We start from the raw sequence: 22,321 nt of genomic DNA, 5'->3' as shown, positions 1-22,321 counted from the left end.
TTCAGGCAATCCAACGGCTAAAAAGGGAAGTAGAAAGGGCACGTCCGGCGGCTTCTTCACGCAAAATCAGTTCTCCTGATTCGACTGTTCCACCAAGATTTATGAACTCATCACGCATTAAAGCATGGAGTGCATAGAAGGAAGCACGAATAGAATAAGCTGTAAGAACAAGGGCAAGAGGTTTATCAGAGAGAAGTTTACGACAGTTTGTAATCATAGCCGGTAAGTGATCAAACAATTGCCAAATTTCGCCATGAGGTCCACGCCCATATGCAGGAGGATCAAGAAGAATCATATCATAGTTCTTTTGACGACGCAGTTCACGTTCGACAAATTTTACAGCATCATCGCAGATCCAGCGAATAGAACAATCTGTCAATCCTGCTTTTTCTTGATTAGCTTTTGCCCAAGCGATGGCTTTTTTAGAAGCATCAACATGCGTGACATGTGCACCTGCACGTGCACCAATCAGAGAAGCAATACCTGTATATCCAAAAAGATTGAGCAATTTCACTGGACGGGTAGCTTTAACAATTTGTTCTTCTATAAAGCGCCAATGGGCTTCTTGTTCAGGAAAAAGCCCCACGTGACGAAAAGAAGTAAAACGGCCCAGAAAAGATAATCCATTCCACGCAAGCGGCCAAGTTTCATCAAGTGGTTTTTTTGGAAAATTCCAGCGACCAACACCTTCTTCTTCTCGATTTCCTGTGAAAATAGCATCAACATCTACCCAATATTTTTGAGGTAAAGCAGGTTTCCATAATGCCTGACCTTCAGGACGGACAATGCGGTAAGCTCCATAACGTTCTAATTTTTGTCCATTTCCAGAGTCTATGAGAGCATAATCTGTGCTTATACCTGTTTCTAAAATAAGAGGTAACTTTTCCTGCGGATATCTATCCTTGTGGTGAGGTTGAAGGTATTGTGCAGGCATGTTCGGTATCATGATACAGATATTTTAAAAATTTACATTAAAAAAGCTTTTAAATTTCTCGAGCTCAGCGGTGCTTTTTTTGAGCGCTTTTTTGCATTTATGATACGCAAACCAATAGATTAAGCTTCCTAATAAAAGACCAAGACCAAAAAAGAGAAAAAGCCATATAAAAAAAGGAGCGTGGTAAGTGAAACTTTCAGAGTTTATCCGAAAAGGAACAAGCGTCAAAGCAACCATTTGACGATTTACTAAAATAAAAGCAACTAAGAACACTGTAAAAATTATCAAAGCGGCTGCTGAAAGGACACGTTTAATTATCATAAAGTTACTCACTGATTAAGTCGATCGCGCAAATCCTTGCCAGTTTTGAAAAAAGGGATCCATTTTTCTTCAACAACAACGGCTTCACCTGTTCGTGGATTACGACCATTACGTGCTGAGCGGCTTTTAACAGAAAAAGCTCCAAATCCGCGCAATTCAACACGATTGCCATTAGCAAGCGCTGTTGAAATCTCCTCAAAAATAGCGTTCACAATATTTTCCACGTCACGTTGGAAAAGATGCGGGTTCTGACGGGCAATAATTTGCACAAGCTCTGATTTAACCAAAATAGCCTCGCTTTCACACAAAAAAGGTTTTCTATAATTGTGCATTTCATGCATGCATATTACAACATATAAATGTTTGAAAGCAAAATAAAACCAAGAAAAAACAAATTGCAAGAAACAAAATTTGAAAATACTTCTTATAGAGGTTATACAGGTTAAAAAACGCGGAATATTGAAGAGATTAGAGTAGTATGTCCGTACACAATCATTATGAAGCTTTTTCAACAAAATTATCTTGTGATGATGTTTTTAGAAAAGCATCCCGTCATTCGCGTTGTATTAGCGTATTAAAATTTTTTTTACCTCTTCTAGCATTGGCCGCTGCACTGGTTTTTTGCTGGTTTACATTTTTCTTTGTTCCCGTTTCTTCTGATTCTGTTACTTCAAATAATGAAGAGGGGGAGATAATGAATTTGACGATGCTCAATCCAAAATTAGAAGGCTATTCGCGTTCTCATGAGCCTTATTGGCTTAAAGCAGAAAAGGCATTTCAAGATCGTAATCGTTCTGGAGTGATTGGATTAGAGAACATCACAGCTGAAGTGCATGTGGGTAAACAAAGACGGGTTTTTCTCGATGCACAAGGAGGAGTTTATGATAATATGAATGGTTGTTTACAGCTAGATAAGCCATTCACTATTACAACGAATGACGGAATGACTGCACAATTTATGGCTGCAAATATTAATTTATCTGAGGGGCAATTAAACACAGATCAAAGTGTCAATATCCAGAGAACAGGTTTGCATCTTGCCGCAAATGCTTTGCAAATTAGAAGGAAAGGGCAAAACATGTACTTTCATGGCGGCGTGCATTTAGTACTTTACAAACAATGATAGAGTATCAATAAAAAATCTTTAAGTGATTGTTATGAAAAAGAAGTTTATTCGTATGGGGACAGAAGAATGAAGGGTGATGAGATGAAGCCGAAGAAACCATGCAAAAAATGGTTTAGTATGATTTTGGCTTTAGGCATGGGAATGTTAATGTTTGGAACAGTTTTTGGATATGCTGAAGTCGCTCATTTTGGAATTAATTTATCAAACGACAAAGAACCGGTAGAACTCTATGCAAATTCTTTAGAAATACGTGATAAAGAGGGGATAGCACTATTTAATGGTGATGTGTCAGTAATTCAAGGTAAACGTCTTCTGCGAACGGCAAAATTAGTTATTTACTACGATAAGGCGCATAAAGATGCTAGTCAGGATCAAGGAGATACGAAGGCATCGCCTGCTTGGTTTGGTTCGACAGGTATTAAGAAAATGGAAGCTTTGGGAAAAGTTTATATAAAAAATGCCACGCAGATTGCTACGGGTGACAAAGGCGTTTTTGATGGTAAGTCCAAAATAATGCGTTTAACAGGGAATAATGTTGTATTAACCGATGGTGATAATGTGGCAACAGGATGCAAATTAACGGCAGATATGAAAAGCGGAAAGGCTTTTTTAGAAGGTTGTGAGACATCTGATAACAAAAGCCGTGTTTCTATCATTTTTAAACAAAATCAAAAAAATGGCCATTAAGATTTCATGTTTGGAATCAAAAGAAAAAAACAGACGGACAGATATGATCTTACAAGTGAAGCTTCAAGAAAGCGTTTAAAGGGAACTTTAATTGCCAGTCATTTGATTAAGGTTTACCGTGGAAGGCAGGTTGTTAATGGTGTTTCTTTTGGTATTCGTACCGGAGAATCCGTTGGCATTTTAGGACCCAATGGAGCGGGTAAAACCACTTGTTTTTATATGGTTACGGGCCTTATTAAATCTGATGGAGGATCTATTAGAATTGATGGATTTGATGTTACCCATCTTCCAATGTATCGACGTGCACGTTTAGGTATTGGGTATCTTCCGCAGGAAGCGTCGATTTTTCGTGGTCTTTCAGTAGAAAATAATATTAAGGCTGTTTTGGAAGGTGTTGAAAAGGATAGCCTCAAACGACGTGAAGAACTTGATGCCCTTTTACATGAATTTAAAATTGACCATCTACGTAAGATGCCAGCTCTTTCTTTATCAGGAGGAGAGCGCCGACGGCTTGAAATTGCACGTGCCCTAGCCTCGCGCCCCAGTTTTATGTTACTCGATGAACCATTTGCAGGAATTGATCCTATCGCAATTTTTGATATTCAGCAGCTTATTCGCCATTTAACGCAGCGTGGAATTGGTGTTTTGATAACGGATCATAATGTACGAGAAACATTGGGTCTGGTTGACCGTGCTTATATCATTCATGCGGGACAAGTATTGGTTCACGGTTGTCCCAATGATATTATCAACAATACTGATGTGCGCAGAATTTATTTAGGAAATCAGTTTTCTCTCTGATTTCACAGTTTCAATGAGTCTTTATCTTAAAGGGGATATAATGAATACAAATGCCATTCTTGAAGATTCAGGAAATCAAATGCATTATACAGGGGAAAATAAAACTTTATTTTGATTCTTAATCATAATTATAGAGATGAATCCCATTGTATAACCAAGAACAATTATTAATAGGTTGGGGAAGTTATGATTATGTTATTAAAAGAGCTTTAAATAAAACAAAAGATACAGTAGTATAGGGAAAAAAGAGCATGGGTGTTTTTTAGTTTTGTTAATGCAACGGGGTCTCTATTTCTTGGGTTATTATTGAGAATCTCCTTATTTGTGCCAAAACTTTTTTTATGATTATCACCTTAAACTGAATTTTTGCTGAATGTTGAAAAAATCCTCAACAAGATGGGGTGATTTTACCATATTTATAGATTTAGTTCGCTTTTGATTATACCATGGAAAAGATATCACTAGATTAACCTGATAATGAATGATAAACGGGGCTATAAATAATAAATGCGCGTGTTATTGGGAAAGAGAGAGTATTAATAACACTTTTTCTGTCGAATCAAATAACATATCAATGGCGCTGTTTAGGATATTTGAGGGTGGCACCATGGATTATATATTACGGTTGTCAAAAAAGATTTGTGATATTTTGTTGGTTTGCATTGCGCATTTAAAAGCAGGTGCACGGCAGCGGGTGTTAATCTGAATATGTGAATCCCTTTAAAATAACTGTTGAACGACTTAAAGCTTTTTAGATCGTTGTAGTCGGACAGTATTCAAGCTGCACGGTGGTTATCAAAATGAAAAGCCATTTTACCTCGATATACTTCTCATTTTATGAGGAGCTAGGTTTTAAAAAGAAGAGGAAGATCTGATGAGAAATGATATACGAACTCTTGTGATCAAAAGGTTGATAAATTTACGAACAATACCTTTGCCAATATCGTAGGAAGATTAAATTTTACGAACAATTTCATTTCTTTGTTTTCTCATGCTGTTAATGAGGAGCTGAGTAACTATTTATTGTTGCACTGATAGTGAGATGAATTTAGCCATCACCCGTCATAAATTGGAAAATAAAATCACATGCGATGATGCAAGAAAGTGAAAGAAACTTCAAGGATTCATAGTGTTTACAGGTTTACTGGTGAGCATTTGAGTGTGTAAAAGGAAAATTAAAATATGAATTTGAGTGAGTTAATTGCACCGGAAGCAATTATTCCGGCTCTTAAAGCGAATTCGAAGAAACAAGTTTTGCAAATTTTGTCCGAAAAAGCTGCTGAGCTGACAGGTCTTAGTGAACGTGTGATTTTTGATATTGTTTTGCAACGTGAAAAACTGGGTTCAACGGGTTTGGGTGGTGGTATTGCGATTCCTCATGGGAAATTGCCTGATATTCATCGAATCATGGGTATATTTGCGCGCCTTGAAAGCCCTGTTGATTTTGAAGCTCTTGATGATGAGCCTATTGATCTTATTTTTCTCCTTTTAGCGCCTGAGAATGCTGGTGCAGATCACTTGAAAGCTTTATCGCAGATTGCACGTGTTTTGCGTCATGTTGATGTTGTTCAAAAATTACGCAATACGCATGATGCTCGTGCACTGTATGCTTTATTAATTCAGAATTCAGAATCACATGCAGCTTAAAAACGATGTGGTGCATTGTAGACAGTGTACCACAGAGGGCGTTTAAAATGATATAGCCTGCGCTTAAAGAGCTTAAGAACCACTGATAATATCCATATGGTTTTGAAAAAAAATCTAGAGCAGGAACTTTAGTTAAAGAAACGGCACTCCCCCTAATTTTTTTCAGTATGCAGCATTCATTATCATGCTTTTAGGTCTTTTAATTTATCTATGAAGTGGATTTTTTCATCAATCAAAATGGTTTGAAGAGTGTAAAAGGCAGTGTCTAAACGGTATTGAATACGAGGTATGGACACGCTATAATTTGTGGAAGGGTGAATATTTTGTGATTTTTATTAACGCAAATGAGTTAAGTGTGTTAAATTCATAGATGATATCCGAAAGGCTGTGAAATGAAGGATATTCTTTGTTTTACAAAAAACTACCAATGGTATAGGAGCTTAATTTATTTCTTAACAGGGGGATGCTATATTCGCACTCTATTTTGAAGTTTGGTTGCCTAAAGAGAGAATTTTTACACGACAAATAGAATTTGTAGCATAAAATCAAGATGTTCTTTTTCACAATCTGGTTATTGAATAAAAATTCTATATTTAGTAGCAACCAAAGAGTCGAAATAAAACGTAAAAATCTTTTCTGTTTGAGGTGAAAACATTTCACTTGTTGAGAGGATGAGGACGATTAAATTAGAGCATTGACGAGCTTTTGTTGAGCTTTTCTCGTGAAGGGAATCTTGTTAGAGACTAAAGAAGTGAGCTAAATGAAAATGTTTGAAAAGACTGTTATTGCTGCCTCTATAATGGTTCTGGTTACTTTCGGAACAGCTTGTGCACAAACGCCAAGCCGTTTGAATCAGTTTGAGGCGTGGGGGGCCTATTCTTATAAATCACCAAAAAATACAATTTGCTATGTGTTATCGGTTCCCTTGGAAGCACTTCCAACGACAGTTAATCATGGTGATAATTTCTTTTTGGTTACCAAGCGTTCGGATTCGCCTATCTCGTTTGAACCACAATTTATGGCTGGTTATACACTTAAAGAAGGGTCAAAAGTTACTGTGACCATTGGAAATATGGATTTTGATTTTTTTACGAAGGATTCATCAGCTTGGTTGGCATCAGCAGCGCTAGAAAAGCAACTTGTTTCTGCTATGCGTTCTGGAATGAGTATGACGGTGAAAGCACTCTCAAAACGAGGAACCCATACCACCTATACTTATTCCTTAAAAGGGATAACTGCTGCATTAAATGCGGTCCAGAAGTGCCATTGAGGTTTCTATAACTCTAAATTCGTGATATAAATTGGAAAACAATGGCCATTTCATATGACCTTAGACCAGTCGGTGCATGTCTAGCACGAAAAACAGATACTGTTATCGTAGAGGAGAGCTCTAAGCTCTCTTTAATTGGCTTATCACAAGACGAAATGATGCACGCTTTAAAGACAATTGGTGTGCCAGAGCGCCAAACGCGTATGCGTGTACGCCAGCTCTGGCATTGGCTTTATGTGCGTGGCGTTTCAAATTTTGATGAGATGCTGAATATTTCTAAATCCATGCAAGAAATGCTTAAAAGTCATTTTTCCATTGCACGTCCGGAAATTGTTGGAGAACAAATATCAAAGGATGGAACACGCAAATGGCTATTGCGTTTTCCAGCTCGTGGGGCAGGAAGGCCTGTTGAAATTGAAACGGTTTATATCCCTGAAGAAGGGCGTGGTACTTTATGTCTTTCATCGCAGGTAGGATGTACGTTAACTTGTTCTTTTTGCCATACGGGAACGCAAGTACTTGTTCGTAATTTGACAGCAGAAGAAATTTTAGCGCAATTATTGGTTGCACGTGATTGTTTAGGTGATTTTCCTGATAAGAATACTCCCGATGGGGCAATTGTTCCGGTTGAAGGGCGTAAAATCACCAATATTGTTATGATGGGGATGGGCGAACCACTATATAATTTTGAAGCAGTGAAAAAAGCTTTATTGATCGCTTCTGATGGAGAGGGGCTTTCTTTATCAAAACGTCGAATTACGCTTTCAACAAGTGGGGTTGTTCCTGGAATTATCCGAACTGGTGAAGAAATTGGAGTTATGTTAGCAATTTCACTTCACGCAGTGCATGATACACTACGGGATATGCTTGTTCCTATTAATAAGAAGTATCCTCTTGCATTATTAATGGATGCTTGTCGTAATTATCCTGGTCTTTCTAATGCAAAGCGCATTACATTTGAATATGTTATGCTGAAAGATATCAATGATAGTTTGGATGATGCGAAGCGATTGATTCAATTATTGGAAGGGATACCTGCGAAAATTAATTTGATCCCTTTTAATCCATGGCCTGGAAGTAATTATCAATGTTCTGATTGGGAACAAATTGAGCGTTTTGCTGATGTGGTTAATCGAGCAGGTTATGCTTCACCTATTCGGATACCTCGCGGGCGTGATATTTTGGCTGCGTGTGGTCAGCTTAAATCGGCTTCAGAGCGTTTACGAAAATCTGAACGTTTTCAACTTGAATGTGGAGCTGGCACTAAAGAGCTTTAATCTTGTATGATAAGAAGATGTAAAGCAAAACTGGTAAAAATACTTGCCATACACCAATCTAAAAAACGGATATAAGAGGGATTTTTTTTAAGGTTCTGGGTAAGTTTATGAGCCATAAAAACCATAGAAATCGTAATTGGTAGAGAAATAGGGATATAAGAAAGCCCTAAAATGAGTAATTTCTGTGTAGCCATGGGATCATTCGCATGAATAAATTGTGGTAAGAAAGTTACGTTGAAAAGAATAACTTTAGGATTTAAGAGATTAATTCCAATACCGGCAAAATAATGACGTCTAAGGCTTTGACGCTTTTGAGATGTTTTATTGAGAGAAAATGTTGATTTTTTACATAATGCTTGCAAGGAAAGCCATAAAAGATAAAAAGCTCCTCCAATTTTGAGGAGAAAAAAAGCGCGTGGCGAAGCAAAAATAAGCGCCGATAAACCGAGCGCTACAGCAGTCACCTGAATGGCAAAACCTGTTGCACTCCCTAAAGCGCACATGATCCCAGCTTTTTTGCTCTGTGCAATAGTACGGCCTACTGATAGCATGATATCAGGTCCTGGAATGAGTGCTAAAATCAGCGATGCTAAAGAAAATTGTACGACAACAGACCACTCTGGTAGAAATGACACGTAAATCTCCTCTTATTTGTAAGCGGTGCTTACCATTGCACCCCTGACAAAGACATATCCACTTACATTTTTTTGCGTCTTTTTAATGTTGCTTAAAGAGAAATTATTTTTATACTGCTTATATCGTTTTTATTTCTGAATACAAGAAAAGAAAGCGAACCATATAGAGCTTTAAAATGAAAAAATACAAAAATGTAAAGAAAGTTGTTTTAGCTTATTCAGGGGGATTAGATACATCTATTATTCTTAAATGGTTGCAAAGCGAACTAGGTGTTGAAGTTGTAACTTTTACAGCCGATTTGGGACAGGGGGAAGAGTTAACACTTGCCCGTCATAAAGCTGAAATACTTGGTGTTAAAGAAATCTATATTGAAGATTTACGTGAAGAATTTGTACGTAATTTTGTATTTCCGATGTTTCGCGCTAATGCAGTTTATGAAGGGACCTATCTTTTAGGGACATCAATTGCCCGTCCACTTATTGCAAAGCGTCTTATTGAAATTGCCAAAGAAACTAAAGCAGATGCAATTGCTCATGGAGCAACAGGAAAAGGTAACGATCAAGTACGCTTTGAGCTTTCTGCTTATGCACTTAATCCTGATATCAAAATTATTGCTCCATGGCGTGATTGGTCTTTTAAAAGTCGGACGGATTTGATTGATTTTGCACATGTACATCAAATACCGGTAGAAAAGGATAAGCAAGGTGAGGCACCTTTTTCTGTGGATGCAAATTTATTGCATTCATCATCAGAAGGAAAAATTTTGGAAGATCCAGCATTTCCTGCTCCTGAATATGTGCATATGCGTACGCTTTCACCGGAAGATGCTCCAGATAAAGCTACCAGAATCACTATTGGCTTTAAAAAAGGTGATGCCATTTCCATCAATGGGAAAAATTTATCTCCCGCGAATTTACTTTCTGAATTGAATAGTTATGGACGAGACAATGGTATCGGTCGGTTAGATTTGGTAGAAAATCGTTTTGTTGGTATGAAATCACGTGGCATTTATGAGACGCCAGGAGGAACTATTCTCTTGACGGCTCACCGTGCGATGGAGTCTCTCACATTGGATCGGGGAGCAGCGCATTTGAAAGATGAATTGATGCCGCGTTATGCAGAGCTTATTTATTATGGCTTTTGGTTTTCACCTGAACGCAAAATGTTGCAGGCTGCAATTGATTTATCCCAAGAAAATGTTGAAGGTGAAGTTACATTAAAACTTTATAAAGGTAATGTGATTGTTGAAGGACGTCAAAGCAAAAAGTCACTTTATTCTAGTAAATTGGTAACTTTTGAGGATGATGAAGGCGCCTATGATCAACAAGATGCTGCTGGCTTCATTAAATTAAATGCCCTGCGTTTGCGCACATTGGCAGCGCGTTCGTTGGTATGTAAATAAATAATCCTATAAAATAGCCCTTAAATATAATAAAAGAGCTCTTTTATATAAAATATTTAATTTTGTCATTTTTCTAACTTATTGGTGTTTGCAAATAGGTTAATTGTCCTATTTTTAGCTCGATGCTAGAGGATTTTTTTTCTTGCTGATACGTGTAATAGGAAAAACCTAGAATAATGGCAGTTAAAATACCAATAATCAAAATGAGTAAATTACGGTTCATAATACTTATACTTCATTAATATAAAAATAAAAGAGGACACAATGGGAAGAATAGGGCAGATACTGATCATAACAAGAGCATAATTAAGAAGATTTTAGCGCACTATTATTGACGAATAAGTTCAATCACCATACACCAAGCCATTAAAGAATTTAATTTTAGGATAAAGAAGATGATGCGTGATCCGTATGATGCCCTTAGCCTTACACCAGAATTAAGAGAGGCCGCTGTTCAATCGAAAGTTTGGCCATTTGAAGAAGCACGCAAGATTATCAAACGATATGAAAAAACAGGGTATCCAGAGAGTGTAATATTTGAAACAGGTTATGGTCCTTCCGGTTTACCGCATATTGGTACCTTTGGGGAAGTGGCGCGTACAACCATGGTGCGTCATGCTTTCCATATTCTCACTGAGAATAAAGTAAAAACAAAGCTTCTTTGTTTTTCTGATGATATGGATGGTTTGCGTAAGGTTCCTGATAATGTGCCTGACCGTGAAAAAATGGAAAATTATCTTGGTCAACCACTCAGCTGCGTACCAGATCCTTTTGGGGATACTTATCCTTCTTTTGGAGCAGCAAATAATGCGCGTTTACGCGCTTTTCTTGATCGTTTTGGTTTTGATTATGAATTTGCTAGCGCGACAGATTATTATACTTCTGGTCGTTTTGATGAAACACTTTTAAAAATACTTGCCTGTTATGACAAAGTAATGGCAATTGTTTTGCCAACATTGGGTGAGGAACGTCAGGCTACTTATTCCCTCTTTTTACCGATTTCTCCATTTTCTGGAAAAGTATTACAAGTTCCGATGATTGCTCGTAATGTTGAAAAAGGTACTGTCACCTATATTGAGCCTGAAACGGGAGAAACCATTGAAACGGAGGTCACAGGGGGCAAGGTTAAATGTCAATGGAAAGTAGATTGGGCGATGCGTTGGAAAGCACTTGGCATTGATTATGAAATGGCGGGAAAAGATCTTATCGATTCCACCACTCTTTCTTCTAAAATTTGCAAAGTGCTTGGTGGAAATCCACCAGAAGGATTTAATTATGAGCTCTTTTTGGATGATAAGGGGCAAAAAATTTCTAAATCTAAAGGAAATGGCTTAACCATTGATGAGTGGTTAACATATGCTCCAACGGAAAGTTTAGGGCTTTATATGTTTTCAAAGCCAAAAACAGCAAAAAGGCTTTATTTTGATGTTATTCCAAAAGCGGTTGATGAATATTACGCGCATCTTTCAGCCTATGGGCGTCAAGAATGGAAAGAGCGGCTTAATAATCCTGTATGGCATATCCATAGTGGTTGCCCTCCACAAGTTGATTTGCCTGTATCCTTTGCTATGCTCCTGAATTTGGTAAGTGCTTCAAATGCTGAGAATAAAGAGGTTCTTTGGGGCTTTATTTCTCGCTATGCTAAAGGAGCCAATCCACAAACTTATCCAGCACTTGATCAATTGGTGCAATTTGCCATTAAATATTTTGAACTTTTTGTTAAACCAAATAAAAAATTTCGCATTCCTGATGACTGTGAGCGTGCAACGTTAGTGCAAATAGATGAAAAATTAGCCAGTTTGCCTGAAACTGCTGATGGAAACACGCTTCAAAATGTGCTTCTTGATGTTGCACGTCTAACGGAACGCTATCAAGACCATAGCAAGAAAAGCCCTGAAGGGGGTCCGGGTGTTTCAAATGTGTTTTTTCAAATGTTGTATGAGGTTCTTTTAGGGCAAGAACGAGGACCACGATGGGGGTCATTTATTGCGTTGTACGGGATTAATGAAATGCGTGCATTGATTGCTGAAGCGCTTGCTCGAACTACGGTGGAATAATGGAAAAGAGAGTGCAAGAGGTAAAGCGGCGTCGCACATTTGCAATCATTGCCCACCCAGATGCGGGTAAAACAACACTGACAGAAAAGCTTTTATTGTTTGGGGGGGCGATTCAGCTTGCTGGTGAGGTGAAAGCAAAAAAAGACCGTATTCAAACCCGCTCTGATTGGATGAATATTGAACGTGATCGTGGTATTTCGGTTGTAACATCGGTTATGACGTTTGAATATGAAAATCATATCTTTAATCTACTAGATACTCCAGGACATGAGGATTTTGCAGACGATACATATCGTACTCTCACGGCAGTAGACAGTGCTGTAATGGTGTTGGATGGTGCACGCGGAATTGAGCCTAGAACACTGAAATTGTTTGAAGTGTGTCGGATGCGAGATATTCCTATTGTTACTTTTATCAACAAAATGGATCGTCAGGCACGTGATCCTATAGAACTTTTAGATGAAATTGAAGAAAAACTCGCACTAGATACCGCACCAATAACGTGGCCAATCGGTACGGGTAAAGATTTTGTTGGCACATTTGATCTTCATCATAATCGTTTTCGTCAAAAAGATGATGAGATAATGCAACAGTTGGTTTCTGGACCAGATGAGGTTGCAAATTTGCTTCCAGAAAACCAACGCTTATCTTTTATCGAAAGCGTAGAGCTTGCGCGAAATGCTTGCAAAAATTTTGATCTTAAAACTTTCCGTGAAGGACATATGACTCCAGTTTATTTTGGTTCAGCTTTACGCAATTTTGGTGTTCGTGATTTAATCAATGCGCTCATTGATTTTGGTCAAAGTCCTCGTGATCAGAGTGCAGATCAACGCAATGTCATGGCCATGGAATCTAAAATGACGGGATTTGTTTTTAAGATTCAGGCAAATATGGACCCCAATCACCGCGATCGTATTGCATTCTTTCGGGTATGTTCGGGAACACTTGAGCGTGGTATGAAGACAAAGTTGGTACGAACAGGAAAATCGATGACACTTTCTGCTCCACAATTTTTCTTTGCACGTTCGCGTCAAATTGCTGATCAAGCCTATGCTGGTGATATTGTAGGGATTCCTAATCATGGAACGTTGCGCATTGGCGATACCTTAACAGAAGGGGAAGATATCCTCTTTAAAGGCGTCCCAAATTTTGCGCCAGAAATTTTACGTCGTGTTTGTTTGGGCGATCCGATGAAAGCAAAAAAACTCAAAGATGCTTTACAGCAAATGGCTGAAGAAGGAGTGGTGCAACTCTTTATCCCTGATGACGGATCACCTTCTCTTATTGGTGTGATTGGTGCTTTACAAATTGATGTTTTAAAGGAACGACTGAAGATAGAATATGGTTTGCCAGTGAATTTTGAATCGGCACGCTTTAGCATATGCCGTTGGATTTCTTCAGAAGATAAAGACGAATTGCAAAAATTTCTAACCAATCACCGCTTTGCTATTGCTCATGATTTAGATGGTGATGCAGTCTTTTTAGCAGAAAATCATTTCTCACTTAATTATGAAGCAGAACGGGCACCAAAAATAAAATTTTCAGCTTTTAAAGATTATCAAGTCCGCTCTGAATAAACAGCAGCTTTTGCTATTGTAAATAGCGGCTATTTTATAAAATCCAAAAAAAAGGGAGAGGTGATACCCCTCTCCTTTATGGTAAGAATCGTTATAGGTATATTTAACCAAGTCCTTCTTTGATCCACTCAGAAACACGCCCCTTAGAAGCAGCTCCAACCATATTTGATGAAACATTTCCATTTTTAAACATCAATAAGGTAGGAATCGAGCGTACTCCATATTGGGTAGCCAATTCCGGATTTTCATCAATATTCACTTTGGCAATTTTAATTTGATTTTGCATTTCTGCTGAAATTTCATCCAAAATTGGAGCGATCATTTTGCAAGGGCCACACCACTCTGCCCAAAAATCAACGACAACAGGGATGGAAGAGGTTAGAACTTCATTTTCAAAATTGCTCTTATCAACTTTTATACATGTCATAAATTTATTCCTTTATATCTCATTCTATACATCGGTACGATAACAATTCATATCAAGTTATTGCAAAAATAAATTATAAGGGCCTTTATGGAAAAGGTTTTCTTGTGATTTATGCAGCAATTTCGTCAAGAAGCGCTTCAAGTTTTTCTGGAGGAAGTTTAAAAATTTTTATTTCTTTACTATAGACAAGAAGAGCTTGGACATCTTTGTTTGGATGAATAGTCTGTAGTAATTTTCGGTAAAGAGCCATTTGCAACAAATAGCGCGGGGCGATATCAGCTTCGCTTTCTGGTGGTGTTCCAGTTTTAAAATCAGCAAAGATAATGCTGTTTTGTTTGATGTATAGACGGTCAATTTGACCGGAAATTGATTGTTCTTTACCACGAATTTTTACAAGACCCATGAGGGAGACTTCAGCACGTGAATCAACAGAAAAGAGAGGTTTGAGGTAGATATGATCTAAAATCTGCCAAACATGATGCAGTGCTTCTTCTTTTTGGGATTCATGCCAATGAGAGGCTTTTGTATTGAGATAATGTTGGGCATAATTTCGACGTTTTTCTAAAGGACAGTTGGGCAGATATTGCAACAATCGGTGTACAACATTACCATATTCAATGGAAAAAGCTCTTTTGGTATTTATTTCACCTAAAACAGGTGAAATGCTAAACTGTTTTGTATTGGAAAAAAGCTCCGTATCAGCTTCAATGGAGAGACTAGCAACAGAGGGTCTTAATGGTTTCGGCAGGGCTGGTTCTACGGGTACTTTATGGAAGAAGAAATCCGGTAAAGGTGAAAATGCCAAGCTATCAGCATAGGATACTTCTTGGTTTATAGGGGCAGAAGAAGGTGTAATACAATAACGCCAAGCTGCAATATCTTCTGTAGGACCTTTTATTGGCACTGCGTGTGGTTCAAGAGCTTTTTTTACCAATTGTAGCCATGTATGAGAGGGAGATTTCTCACTTTTATATCCACAAATAAATAATCGATCTTCAGCGCGGGTCATGCCTACATAAAGAAGGCGTTTATATTCTTCTTCTGCACGTTCTTTTAAATATGAAAGTGCTTTTTCAGAGGGGGGAGTGCGAAATTCTGCATTGGGACGCCAGATAAAAGCGTGTTGGTCGCTTAATTGTCTCTTGTTTAAGGGAACTGTCAGAAGGTGTGGTGCATGTTGAGAATGCCAAACAGCACTCCCTGGGTCGATGAGAAAAACAACAGCAGCTTCCAATCCTTTAGCAGCATGAACAGTCATGATACGGACTTCTTCGTGGTTTTGGTCAAATTCACGTTTAATTTCTGGTTCGCTTACACTTAATGTTTCCAAGAAAGCTTGTAATCCTGGTAAGCCTGTTTTTTGAATCGTGAGTGTGTAATCCATAAAAGCATCGAGCACATCATTTGCTTCAGATCCTAAACGCGCTAGAATTTTTTGTCGTCCCTTATCATTGTTCAAAATATGGCTATAGAATTCAAAAACCGGTATTTTATCCACGAGAGTGCGATAGAAGCTTAAGGTTTCAAAAGCATATTGAAAAGATGTATGCGATGACGCATATGTACACAGGCTTTGCCAAAGGGAACCTGTACGGTATGCTGCAAGCTGATAAAGTTCTTCCTCGCTAAGCGAAAAAAGTGGACTTTTTAAAACACAAGCAAGAGAAAGATCATCTTGTGGTTGCAAGACAAACCGTGCAAGTGCCATTAAATCACGCACACTAATATGGTTAGTAAGCTGTAAACGGTCAGCACCAGCTACTGGAATATTATGTTGTTTAAGTGCACGAGAAAGCGCTAAGACGAATTCATCACGCTTACGAACCAAAACCATGATATCACTTGCACGCATTAAGCGCCCTTTTGCTGGAAGCATTTCTCCTTTATGCAACCAGCTTGCGATGGTTTCGGCAATTTTTTCTGCTAGATGTACTTCCGGTGTATCTAACTGATCAACAGATACATGCCAATCATCAGGAAGTTCGTTTTTTTCTTTGGAAAATGCATCCCATAAAATAACTTCACCCGGGCTATGAATGCGAATAGCTTCGTGCACTGTTTTGGTATTTTCTGCAGAAAGCCCTTTGTAATTTTCTGGTGTTTCAAAGACAAGATCAACGCTTTTAAGGACATCAGCTGTAGAGCGAAAAGAATAATTCAGTTGTATTTTTTCAAATTTCTGCTTCGCTTGTTCTGCTTTTTTTTGAATCATTTTACCATTTGCAGCAAAATTTTCTGGAGCAGCGCCTTGAAAAGAATAAATAGACTGTTTTTCATCTCCAACAGCAAAAAGAGTACGTATATTGTCACGTTGACTATAACCTGTAAAAAATTCTTGCGCTAAAAGTTGAATAATTTTCCATTGATCAGGGTTAGTATCTTGTGCTTCATCAAGCAAAATATGATCAAGACCAAGATCAAGTTTATAGTGTACCCATTGGCTTGCACCTTCACGTTGCAACAAATGGAGTGTACGCTCAATGAGATCATCAAAATTTAAAAAACCATTAGCTTTTTTTAAATTTGCATAAATTTTTAGATAAATGGCACAAAGCTGAAAAGCAGCCATATTGAGTGCAAGGATTTTTACGCATTTATATTTCTCTAAAAGAACAGAAAGTTTGCTTTGTTTCTCTTCAATCATTTGTTGAATAAAGGGCCAAATTTCATCTGATTTTTTAGAAGATATAAGTGAAAAATTACGGGGATCACCTGTCGTTTTAAAATAAACATTTGAAACAATGTTTATGATGGTTGTTTCATCACAAGCGGTTTCTAATTGGGAAAGTTTCTCAATCATAGCCTTAGTGTTTTTATGACCATAGGTTTGGCAATGTGTAAGAGCATAAAGAGGAAGCCGAGCAATCTGTTGAATTTTTTCCAGTAGTTGCTGGTTTGTATCATCAGGCGCTAAATTAAACAGCGCACGCAATTGTTCTTCTCCATTTTCAGACAGAAGAGAGGATAAAAAAACAGACAGTTTATGTTGCTTTTCAGTTGCTTCATACAGCAATTGGTTAAAAGTATGTTCACTAACAACCTTAAGCAGTTGTTTCAAAGCAGGTTGTGCATCATTATGCTTCAAAAGTTGGCAGCGTGCTTCTTGTAATAATTTTTTTCGGTTGACATCATCGATAAGTTCGAAGTGTCCAGCAATATTGGCTTCTAGCATAAATTGATGCAAGAGAGATTCACAAAAAGCATGAATAGTTTGGATTTTTAAGCCACCCGGTGTTTCGAGAGCACGAGCGAAGAGTTGACGTGCATAGGTTAATTTTTTCGCATTTATGGGTTTATTTTCGAGTTTCGATAAGGTTTTTTGAAGCTGTTCATCATCAAGCTCGTTCCAGCTGGAAAGTGTGCGAAAAATCCGCGATTGCATAACAGCGGCAGCGGCTCTCGTATAAGTGAGGCATAAAATACGTGCTGGAGGGGTACCATTTAAAAGTAAACGGATAACACGTTCGCTTAAAACGTGCGTTTTTCCAGAGCCTGCATTTGCAGAAACCCATACGTTTTTTTGGGGGTGTGTTGCAGTTGCTTGTGCTTCAAGAGCTGCTTCAGGAATAAAAAAAGGAGTCATGATTGACCTCCATTATGAAGACCATTAGACCATTCCCATAATCGTGCCAGATGGTCATAATCACCTTCATAGTCTTTTTTTAAAGGAACTGCGTGTGAAAGATAACCTTGCTGTGGATTTTGGTAATACTCCATTAATGCGATAAGATGTTCCCATGCTTTTGCACCAAGATGAATTGCGCTTTGGTGCTCTTTTTCTCCTTTCTTTAAAAGAATGGATTGGGGCGTGATTTCACCTTTTCCATTGAGGGGGATGTAAAATAGATTTGAGGGGGTAAGATTTTGAAAATCTGTAAAGGCTCCTTTCATTAGCAAAGCTGTTTCTAGTGCCAATTGTGGAAATAATAAATCACGAACTTGTTTTGACGAGGGGGGTGTACTGGTTTTAAAATCAAGAATTTCAACCGTGTTGTTTGCCAATACATCAATACGATCAGCTCGTCCTGAAAGAGTTACACCTGTTGTACCTATCGGTATTTTTTGTGATACGACTTCGGTATGTCGTTCTCGAGGCTCTAGACTTTGTTCCCACTGAAGAATGAAAGGAGCAAGATTTTCAAAATTTATCCACCAGATTGTTTCAACATCGGCAGGTAAATTGAACTTATCAAATTCTTGTCGTCCAAGAGTGAGAAGAACATTTAATGCGTTTGCAGCATGTGGATTTCTTATTTGTGTACCAAAAGCAGCAAGAATAGCGTGATAAAGTGTTCCACGTTCAGCAGCGCGAGGATCATGCATAAGCGCTTTAAGTGGTTTTAAGCGCAAGATTTTTTTTGCATAAATGGCATAAGGGTCATACCGCAACGTTGCTATTTCGGTGACCGAAAAATGGCGTGGACGTATATCAAGGGGCGGTACTGGGCAAGGGCGTTCTGCACAGGTTACCATATTTGTATTGTCAAGCATTTTTGCCCAATGGAGAAAATTTTCTCCTCGTGCACGGATTTGTTTCCAAACGTGTTTTCCTATAACTGTTTCTAAACGTTGTAACCAGCGTGAAGGAAGTGAAGGAGCATGATTAACCCTTATCGCTCGGCTCATCACAACTTTATTCATTCCCATAGCCCATTGAAAATCATGCGCGGAAAGACCAATACGCTGTTCTGGTGGTTCAAGAGTTAACATCATTTTCATCTGTCGTGATAAAAAAGCATCATTGCGGGTTGTTATGGGCCATGATCCTTCATTAAGACCGCCGATAACCACTGTATCAACTGTTTGCAGACGTGATTCCAACGTGCCCCAAATGAATAAACGTGGATGTCCTCCGGGAGAAGGTGTTACAGAACGGGTGGCTATAAGAGCTGAAAATATGGCGGGCCATTCGCAAAGAGGAAATGTTAATTCTGATTGATCACTGACTAATTCACGCAAAAAAGATGCTAAAGCTTGTCCTGCTTCATGTTGATAAAGATGTTCAAGAGTATTATTTTCATCACGCCCAAAATTTTCAAAAACTTCAACTGTTGCTATTGCGACTTCATTGATAGTGCATTCTTTCTTTTGTTTCACGAGAGATGCTAAAGGTTCGATAGCTTGACTCAGAAGTTGACAAAGGAGCTGTGCTTCTTCGCATTTCTTTTGGTCAAGGGTGTTGATTTCAGAAGTATTGTGAAATGTTTCTAACCACTTTTCGAGAAATTGGTTACATTCGCAAAAATTGATAGGGCTCGTGTTTCCTCGCAGAACAAAGAGTTCAAAATTTTCTGCCATTTCGCGTAAGCGGTGACGATTTTGTTTGAGTGTTGTGAGTGGATGTTTGAGAAGAGAAAGAAAAGCAATTGGGTCATGAGGTTGAAACACATTTTCTAAAAGAAGCCTTAACAGGGTGGAAGGCAATGTTTGTGCAAGTGGTATTCCTCCTGAATCATTTGCTTCAATTCCAAAACGCTGTAATTCAGCTGCGACACGGCGTGCTAAATTGCGGTCATTTGTAATAAGAGCTGCGGTTTTTAGAGGCTCTTCAATGGCATTGCGTAAAGCAACGGCGATTGCAAGAGCTTCTTCGCGCTCGTTTATAGCTTCAATGAATGACCAATCTGCACAAAGGCTTTCATAATCATCACGGACAATTTGTACCCACTTATCTGTTGTAGAAGCTGGTCGAAATGCTTCTGATAAAAGCGCTGTACGTTTTTTCTTTATGGCGCTTTGGTGACCAATTTCACAAACATGAATGCGGTGACATTTCATGAGAGAGAGAAGTTTTTTTAAATGATATTGAGGATGGCTAAAAACATTCGCTGTATAATCAAAAGAATGACAAGTTGTTTTTTCTTTATTCATTGTGCCTAATGCATCCCATTGTTCTTCATCCATGTGAAGATCAAGCCCAGGAAGAACAACAGCTCCTTTGGGTAGAGAAGCAATGACCTTTAAAAGATGAGAAACTGCGGGTATAGAACCTGACACACCAGCTGCAAGAATAGGTTTATGAGGTTGTGTGTGGTGTAAAGTTTCAGCATGCATTTTAAGAGCTTGATTGCGCCATTCAACAGGATTGCTGCGTTGTCTTTCTTGTAAGATTTGTGGCCAACTTTGTGTAACAATGGTGAGAAAATCGAGAGTTATTTGCCACCATTCGGCTACCATATCAGGAACAATTTCTTTAAGTTTTGACCAATCTGCTGCTTCTGTTTCAATTTCATCCATCAATTTTGCTAAATCTTGAGCAAGCCAAATTGCATCAGCAGTATGAGCAGGTATAAGCACTTCTTCTATACCAAACATGGCACGCAAATGAGCCGGTAAATTTTCACGCCAAGGACGAATGAGACGCGCTAAAAGCAGCAGGCGTTCAGTTTCTCCAATGGGAGGATTCAGAATATTTGTATGATTTTCCGCAAAAAGGAAGCTCTCTTCGTCCAGATCTCCCAAAGGGCGAATGGTTGGCAAAAAGGTTGATTTTATATCACTTCTTTCAACAAAGGCTGTACGTAAAGCGCGGGCAGCACGGCGTGTCGGCACATAAATGAGGGTATCGGCAAGGGCCATTTGGATATCCCCATTTGGCGCAAAATTATCAATAAGCGTACCAGAGAGCAATGCATCCACAAAATGCGGTAAAAAAGAGGTTCCCGGAGAAATAGAAAAGACACGTGGTTTATAGGTCATGTAATCTCATTTGGGATGTGTGGAAAATATTCTATTTTATAAGTTATTGGCATGATTTCCACTGTATACAATTTTCATGCAAGGAAAAACTAAAAAGCTCTATTTGTGCAGTGGATTTTTTTAACTTAAGTGAGGCAATCAGTTTAACAGATAAGCTCTGTTAATTTTTATCAAAAGGTTGTGGTGCTTTATGGTGTGCATTGCAATAAGCATAGAGAATTTTTGCTTCGAGCATTGGTGGAATAAACAGTCGTGCATCTCTGTGCTAAGGAGACAAAATCATAGGCTGTTGTACCTATTAAACCATCTTGAAAATCAAGAAGATCAATGCGGGCAATACCTTCTTTATGCATATGTCAAAGAATATTGGGTGAATGATAATTACGCATAACAAGAGTACTTTCTCTTTGGAGGAGGCTATCGAGATAGGGGGCTGCCAATACCTAAAAAAGTTTTTATGCTGTTTTTGATTTAAGATTTTTTGTGTTTGCAATGGTAAATACCAATCTAGCAATAAGGAGAGTTTTGATTATAGTACTTAGCGATTATAAGAGGGAATTTGAAGCGCAAATGTTGCAAATTGTTTTTTTAAAGGTCACGGCTTTTGGTGAAAGACAGCCAGCGATTTGCTAAAAGCTATATAGCGCTCTTCTAGAGACTTAACGGTTTGATCCGCAAGACTTTCATGTCCGAAATCTTCTAAAATCAAAAAATCTTTTTCAAGATCTTCGATAAAGATATGGGGGTGGAAAATTCATTGTCTAAAATAAGCTGGTTAATCCCTACAAATTATCGGATATCTTTTACAAGATATATAATTGTTTGCATAATTTGTATATCCATGGGGACTTCTTTGTGATTTCACCATTGAGAAGCTTTTAAGTATGTGTACAAGACTCATCAGCCAAAAATGATGATAAACATGATCGCGGTTATGGATTTTTAAAAATGCGCGAATTTGCAAAAGATCGCTGTAGACGTTCAGCCGAATGTTGTGCTGATATAAGAGTCACATGACGTCCATGATCCTTATATTGTAAAGTGAGAGCAAAAGTAGCTGGTCCTAAAAGATTTTCACCTTTTTCTGGCCATTCAACAAGTAAAATATTTTGCTTACGTGCTTCTTGAAGTCCTAATTCGTCAATTTCTTCTGCCATGGAAAGGCGATAAAGATCAGCATGGATAATTTCAAATTGTGGAAGTTGATAGTTTTGAACAAGAGTAAAGGTAGGGCTTGGAACATCTAGAGTATCATCGTTTGCAAGTGTGTGAATGATTGTACGTGCGATGGTTGATTTTCCTGTTCCAAGATCACCTTGCAGCGTCACAAGATCACCAGGTTTTAAAGCGAGGGCTAAATCTTGCGCGAAAATTTGTGTTGCTTCTTCATTTTCAAGAAAAAAATTAAAATGCATGAAGAGTTCCGTGAAATGGATGAAAAAATTTATAATATACCGATG

General features: G+C 38.3%; 17 protein-coding genes and 1 pseudogene. 9 read left to right on the top strand and 9 right to left on the bottom strand.

Annotation, left to right across the window (positions count from 1 at the left end; translation table 11 throughout):
* Position 1: 1 nt before the first annotated feature.
* The 3 genes from ME1_RS01660 to ihfB are packed head-to-tail and all read right to left on the bottom strand — an operon-like array spanning position 2 to position 1,542.
* A complete protein-coding gene (locus ME1_RS01660; RefSeq protein WP_004862410.1) occupies positions 2 to 934 on the bottom strand; it encodes a class I SAM-dependent methyltransferase in 933 nt (310 codons plus the stop codon).
* A gap of 24 nt (positions 935 to 958) precedes the next feature.
* Positions 959 to 1,255 (bottom strand): lipopolysaccharide assembly protein LapA domain-containing protein, encoded by a 297-nt coding sequence (locus tag ME1_RS01655; protein ID WP_004862408.1) that lies wholly within the window; start codon positions 1,253 to 1,255, stop codon positions 959 to 961.
* 8 nt (positions 1,256 to 1,263) lie between these two features.
* Complete coding sequence (gene ihfB / locus ME1_RS01650; RefSeq protein ID WP_035009128.1) at positions 1,264 to 1,542, bottom strand: integration host factor subunit beta; 279 nt, start codon at positions 1,540 to 1,542, stop codon at positions 1,264 to 1,266.
* Between the two features lie 191 nt (positions 1,543 to 1,733).
* On the opposite strand from ihfB, the gene lptC reads away from it, so the two are divergent.
* The 6 genes and pseudogenes from lptC to rlmN all read left to right on the top strand — a co-directional run bounded on the left by lptC (position 1,734) and on the right by rlmN (position 8,063).
* Positions 1,734 to 2,378, top strand: coding sequence for an LPS export ABC transporter periplasmic protein LptC (gene lptC / locus ME1_RS01645; RefSeq protein ID WP_004862405.1), 645 nt, complete (start codon positions 1,734 to 1,736; stop codon positions 2,376 to 2,378).
* Between the two features lie 69 nt (positions 2,379 to 2,447).
* Entirely contained in the window at positions 2,448 to 3,068 is a 621-nt protein-coding gene (locus ME1_RS01640; protein WP_004862404.1) for an LptA/OstA family protein, read from the top strand.
* Between the two features lie 72 nt (positions 3,069 to 3,140).
* A pseudogene (lptB, locus tag ME1_RS01635) lies at positions 3,141 to 3,869 on the top strand (LPS export ABC transporter ATP-binding protein); the annotation flags it as partial.
* 1,182 nt (positions 3,870 to 5,051) lie between these two features.
* A complete protein-coding gene (gene ptsN / locus ME1_RS01625) occupies positions 5,052 to 5,516 on the top strand; it encodes a PTS IIA-like nitrogen regulatory protein PtsN (RefSeq protein ID WP_004862402.1) in 465 nt (154 codons plus the stop codon).
* A 766-nt stretch (positions 5,517 to 6,282) separates the two neighbouring features.
* Positions 6,283 to 6,786 (top strand): invasion associated locus B family protein, encoded by a 504-nt coding sequence (locus tag ME1_RS01620; protein ID WP_004862400.1) that lies wholly within the window; start codon positions 6,283 to 6,285, stop codon positions 6,784 to 6,786.
* Between the two features lie 41 nt (positions 6,787 to 6,827).
* Positions 6,828 to 8,063 (top strand): dual-specificity RNA methyltransferase RlmN, encoded by a 1,236-nt coding sequence (gene rlmN, locus ME1_RS01615; RefSeq protein ID WP_004862399.1) that lies wholly within the window; start codon positions 6,828 to 6,830, stop codon positions 8,061 to 8,063.
* Here rlmN and ME1_RS01610 read toward each other — a convergent pair.
* The gene (locus tag ME1_RS01610) at positions 8,060 to 8,698 is read right to left on the bottom strand and encodes a LysE family translocator (RefSeq protein WP_004862398.1); all 639 of its coding nucleotides are present in this window, start codon (positions 8,696 to 8,698) and stop codon (positions 8,060 to 8,062) included. The genes rlmN and ME1_RS01610 overlap by 4 nt on opposite strands.
* Before the next feature lie 176 nt (positions 8,699 to 8,874).
* On the opposite strand from ME1_RS01610, the gene ME1_RS01605 reads away from it, so the two are divergent.
* Positions 8,875 to 10,101: an argininosuccinate synthase gene (locus ME1_RS01605; RefSeq protein WP_004862396.1), complete on the top strand. Its 1,227-nt coding sequence runs from the start codon at positions 8,875 to 8,877 to the stop codon at positions 10,099 to 10,101.
* 73 nt (positions 10,102 to 10,174) lie between these two features.
* On the opposite strand, the gene ME1_RS08065 is transcribed toward ME1_RS01605, so the two are convergent.
* Positions 10,175 to 10,324, bottom strand: a complete 150-nt coding sequence (locus ME1_RS08065) for a hypothetical protein (protein WP_196792791.1) — start codon at positions 10,322 to 10,324, stop codon at positions 10,175 to 10,177.
* A 172-nt stretch (positions 10,325 to 10,496) separates the two neighbouring features.
* Here ME1_RS08065 and ME1_RS01600 point away from each other — a divergent pair, with 172 nt between their 5' ends.
* Positions 10,497 to 12,158 (top strand): lysine--tRNA ligase, encoded by a 1,662-nt coding sequence (locus ME1_RS01600; RefSeq protein ID WP_004862395.1) that lies wholly within the window; start codon positions 10,497 to 10,499, stop codon positions 12,156 to 12,158.
* Positions 12,158 to 13,735, top strand: a complete 1,578-nt coding sequence (locus ME1_RS01595; protein ID WP_004862394.1) for a peptide chain release factor 3 — start codon at positions 12,158 to 12,160, stop codon at positions 13,733 to 13,735. Before ME1_RS01600 ends, ME1_RS01595 begins: the two co-directional genes overlap by 1 nt.
* Positions 13,736 to 13,838: 103 nt before the next feature.
* Here ME1_RS01595 and trxA read toward each other — a convergent pair whose 3' ends face one another.
* The 4 genes from trxA to ME1_RS01575 form a co-directional block, all read right to left on the bottom strand.
* Positions 13,839 to 14,162 (bottom strand): thioredoxin, encoded by a 324-nt coding sequence (gene trxA, locus ME1_RS01590; RefSeq protein WP_004862393.1) that lies wholly within the window; start codon positions 14,160 to 14,162, stop codon positions 13,839 to 13,841.
* 109 nt (positions 14,163 to 14,271) lie between these two features.
* Complete coding sequence (gene addA, locus ME1_RS01585; protein ID WP_004862392.1) at positions 14,272 to 17,745, bottom strand: double-strand break repair helicase AddA; 3,474 nt, start codon at positions 17,743 to 17,745, stop codon at positions 14,272 to 14,274.
* Complete coding sequence (gene addB, locus ME1_RS01580) at positions 17,742 to 20,861, bottom strand: double-strand break repair protein AddB (protein WP_004862391.1); 3,120 nt, start codon at positions 20,859 to 20,861, stop codon at positions 17,742 to 17,744. Before addB ends, addA begins: the two co-directional genes overlap by 4 nt.
* Positions 20,862 to 21,793: 932 nt before the next feature.
* Positions 21,794 to 22,276: a bifunctional alanine racemase/tRNA (adenosine(37)-N6)-threonylcarbamoyltransferase complex ATPase subunit type 1 TsaE gene (locus ME1_RS01575; RefSeq protein WP_004862389.1), complete on the bottom strand. Its 483-nt coding sequence runs from the start codon at positions 22,274 to 22,276 to the stop codon at positions 21,794 to 21,796.
* Positions 22,277 to 22,321 lie beyond the last annotated feature (45 nt).

The organism is Bartonella vinsonii subsp. arupensis OK-94-513, assembly GCF_000278235.1.
Taxonomy (GTDB): domain Bacteria; phylum Pseudomonadota; class Alphaproteobacteria; order Rhizobiales; family Rhizobiaceae; genus Bartonella; species Bartonella arupensis.
This window is presented reverse-complemented; position numbering and strand designations above follow the sequence as displayed.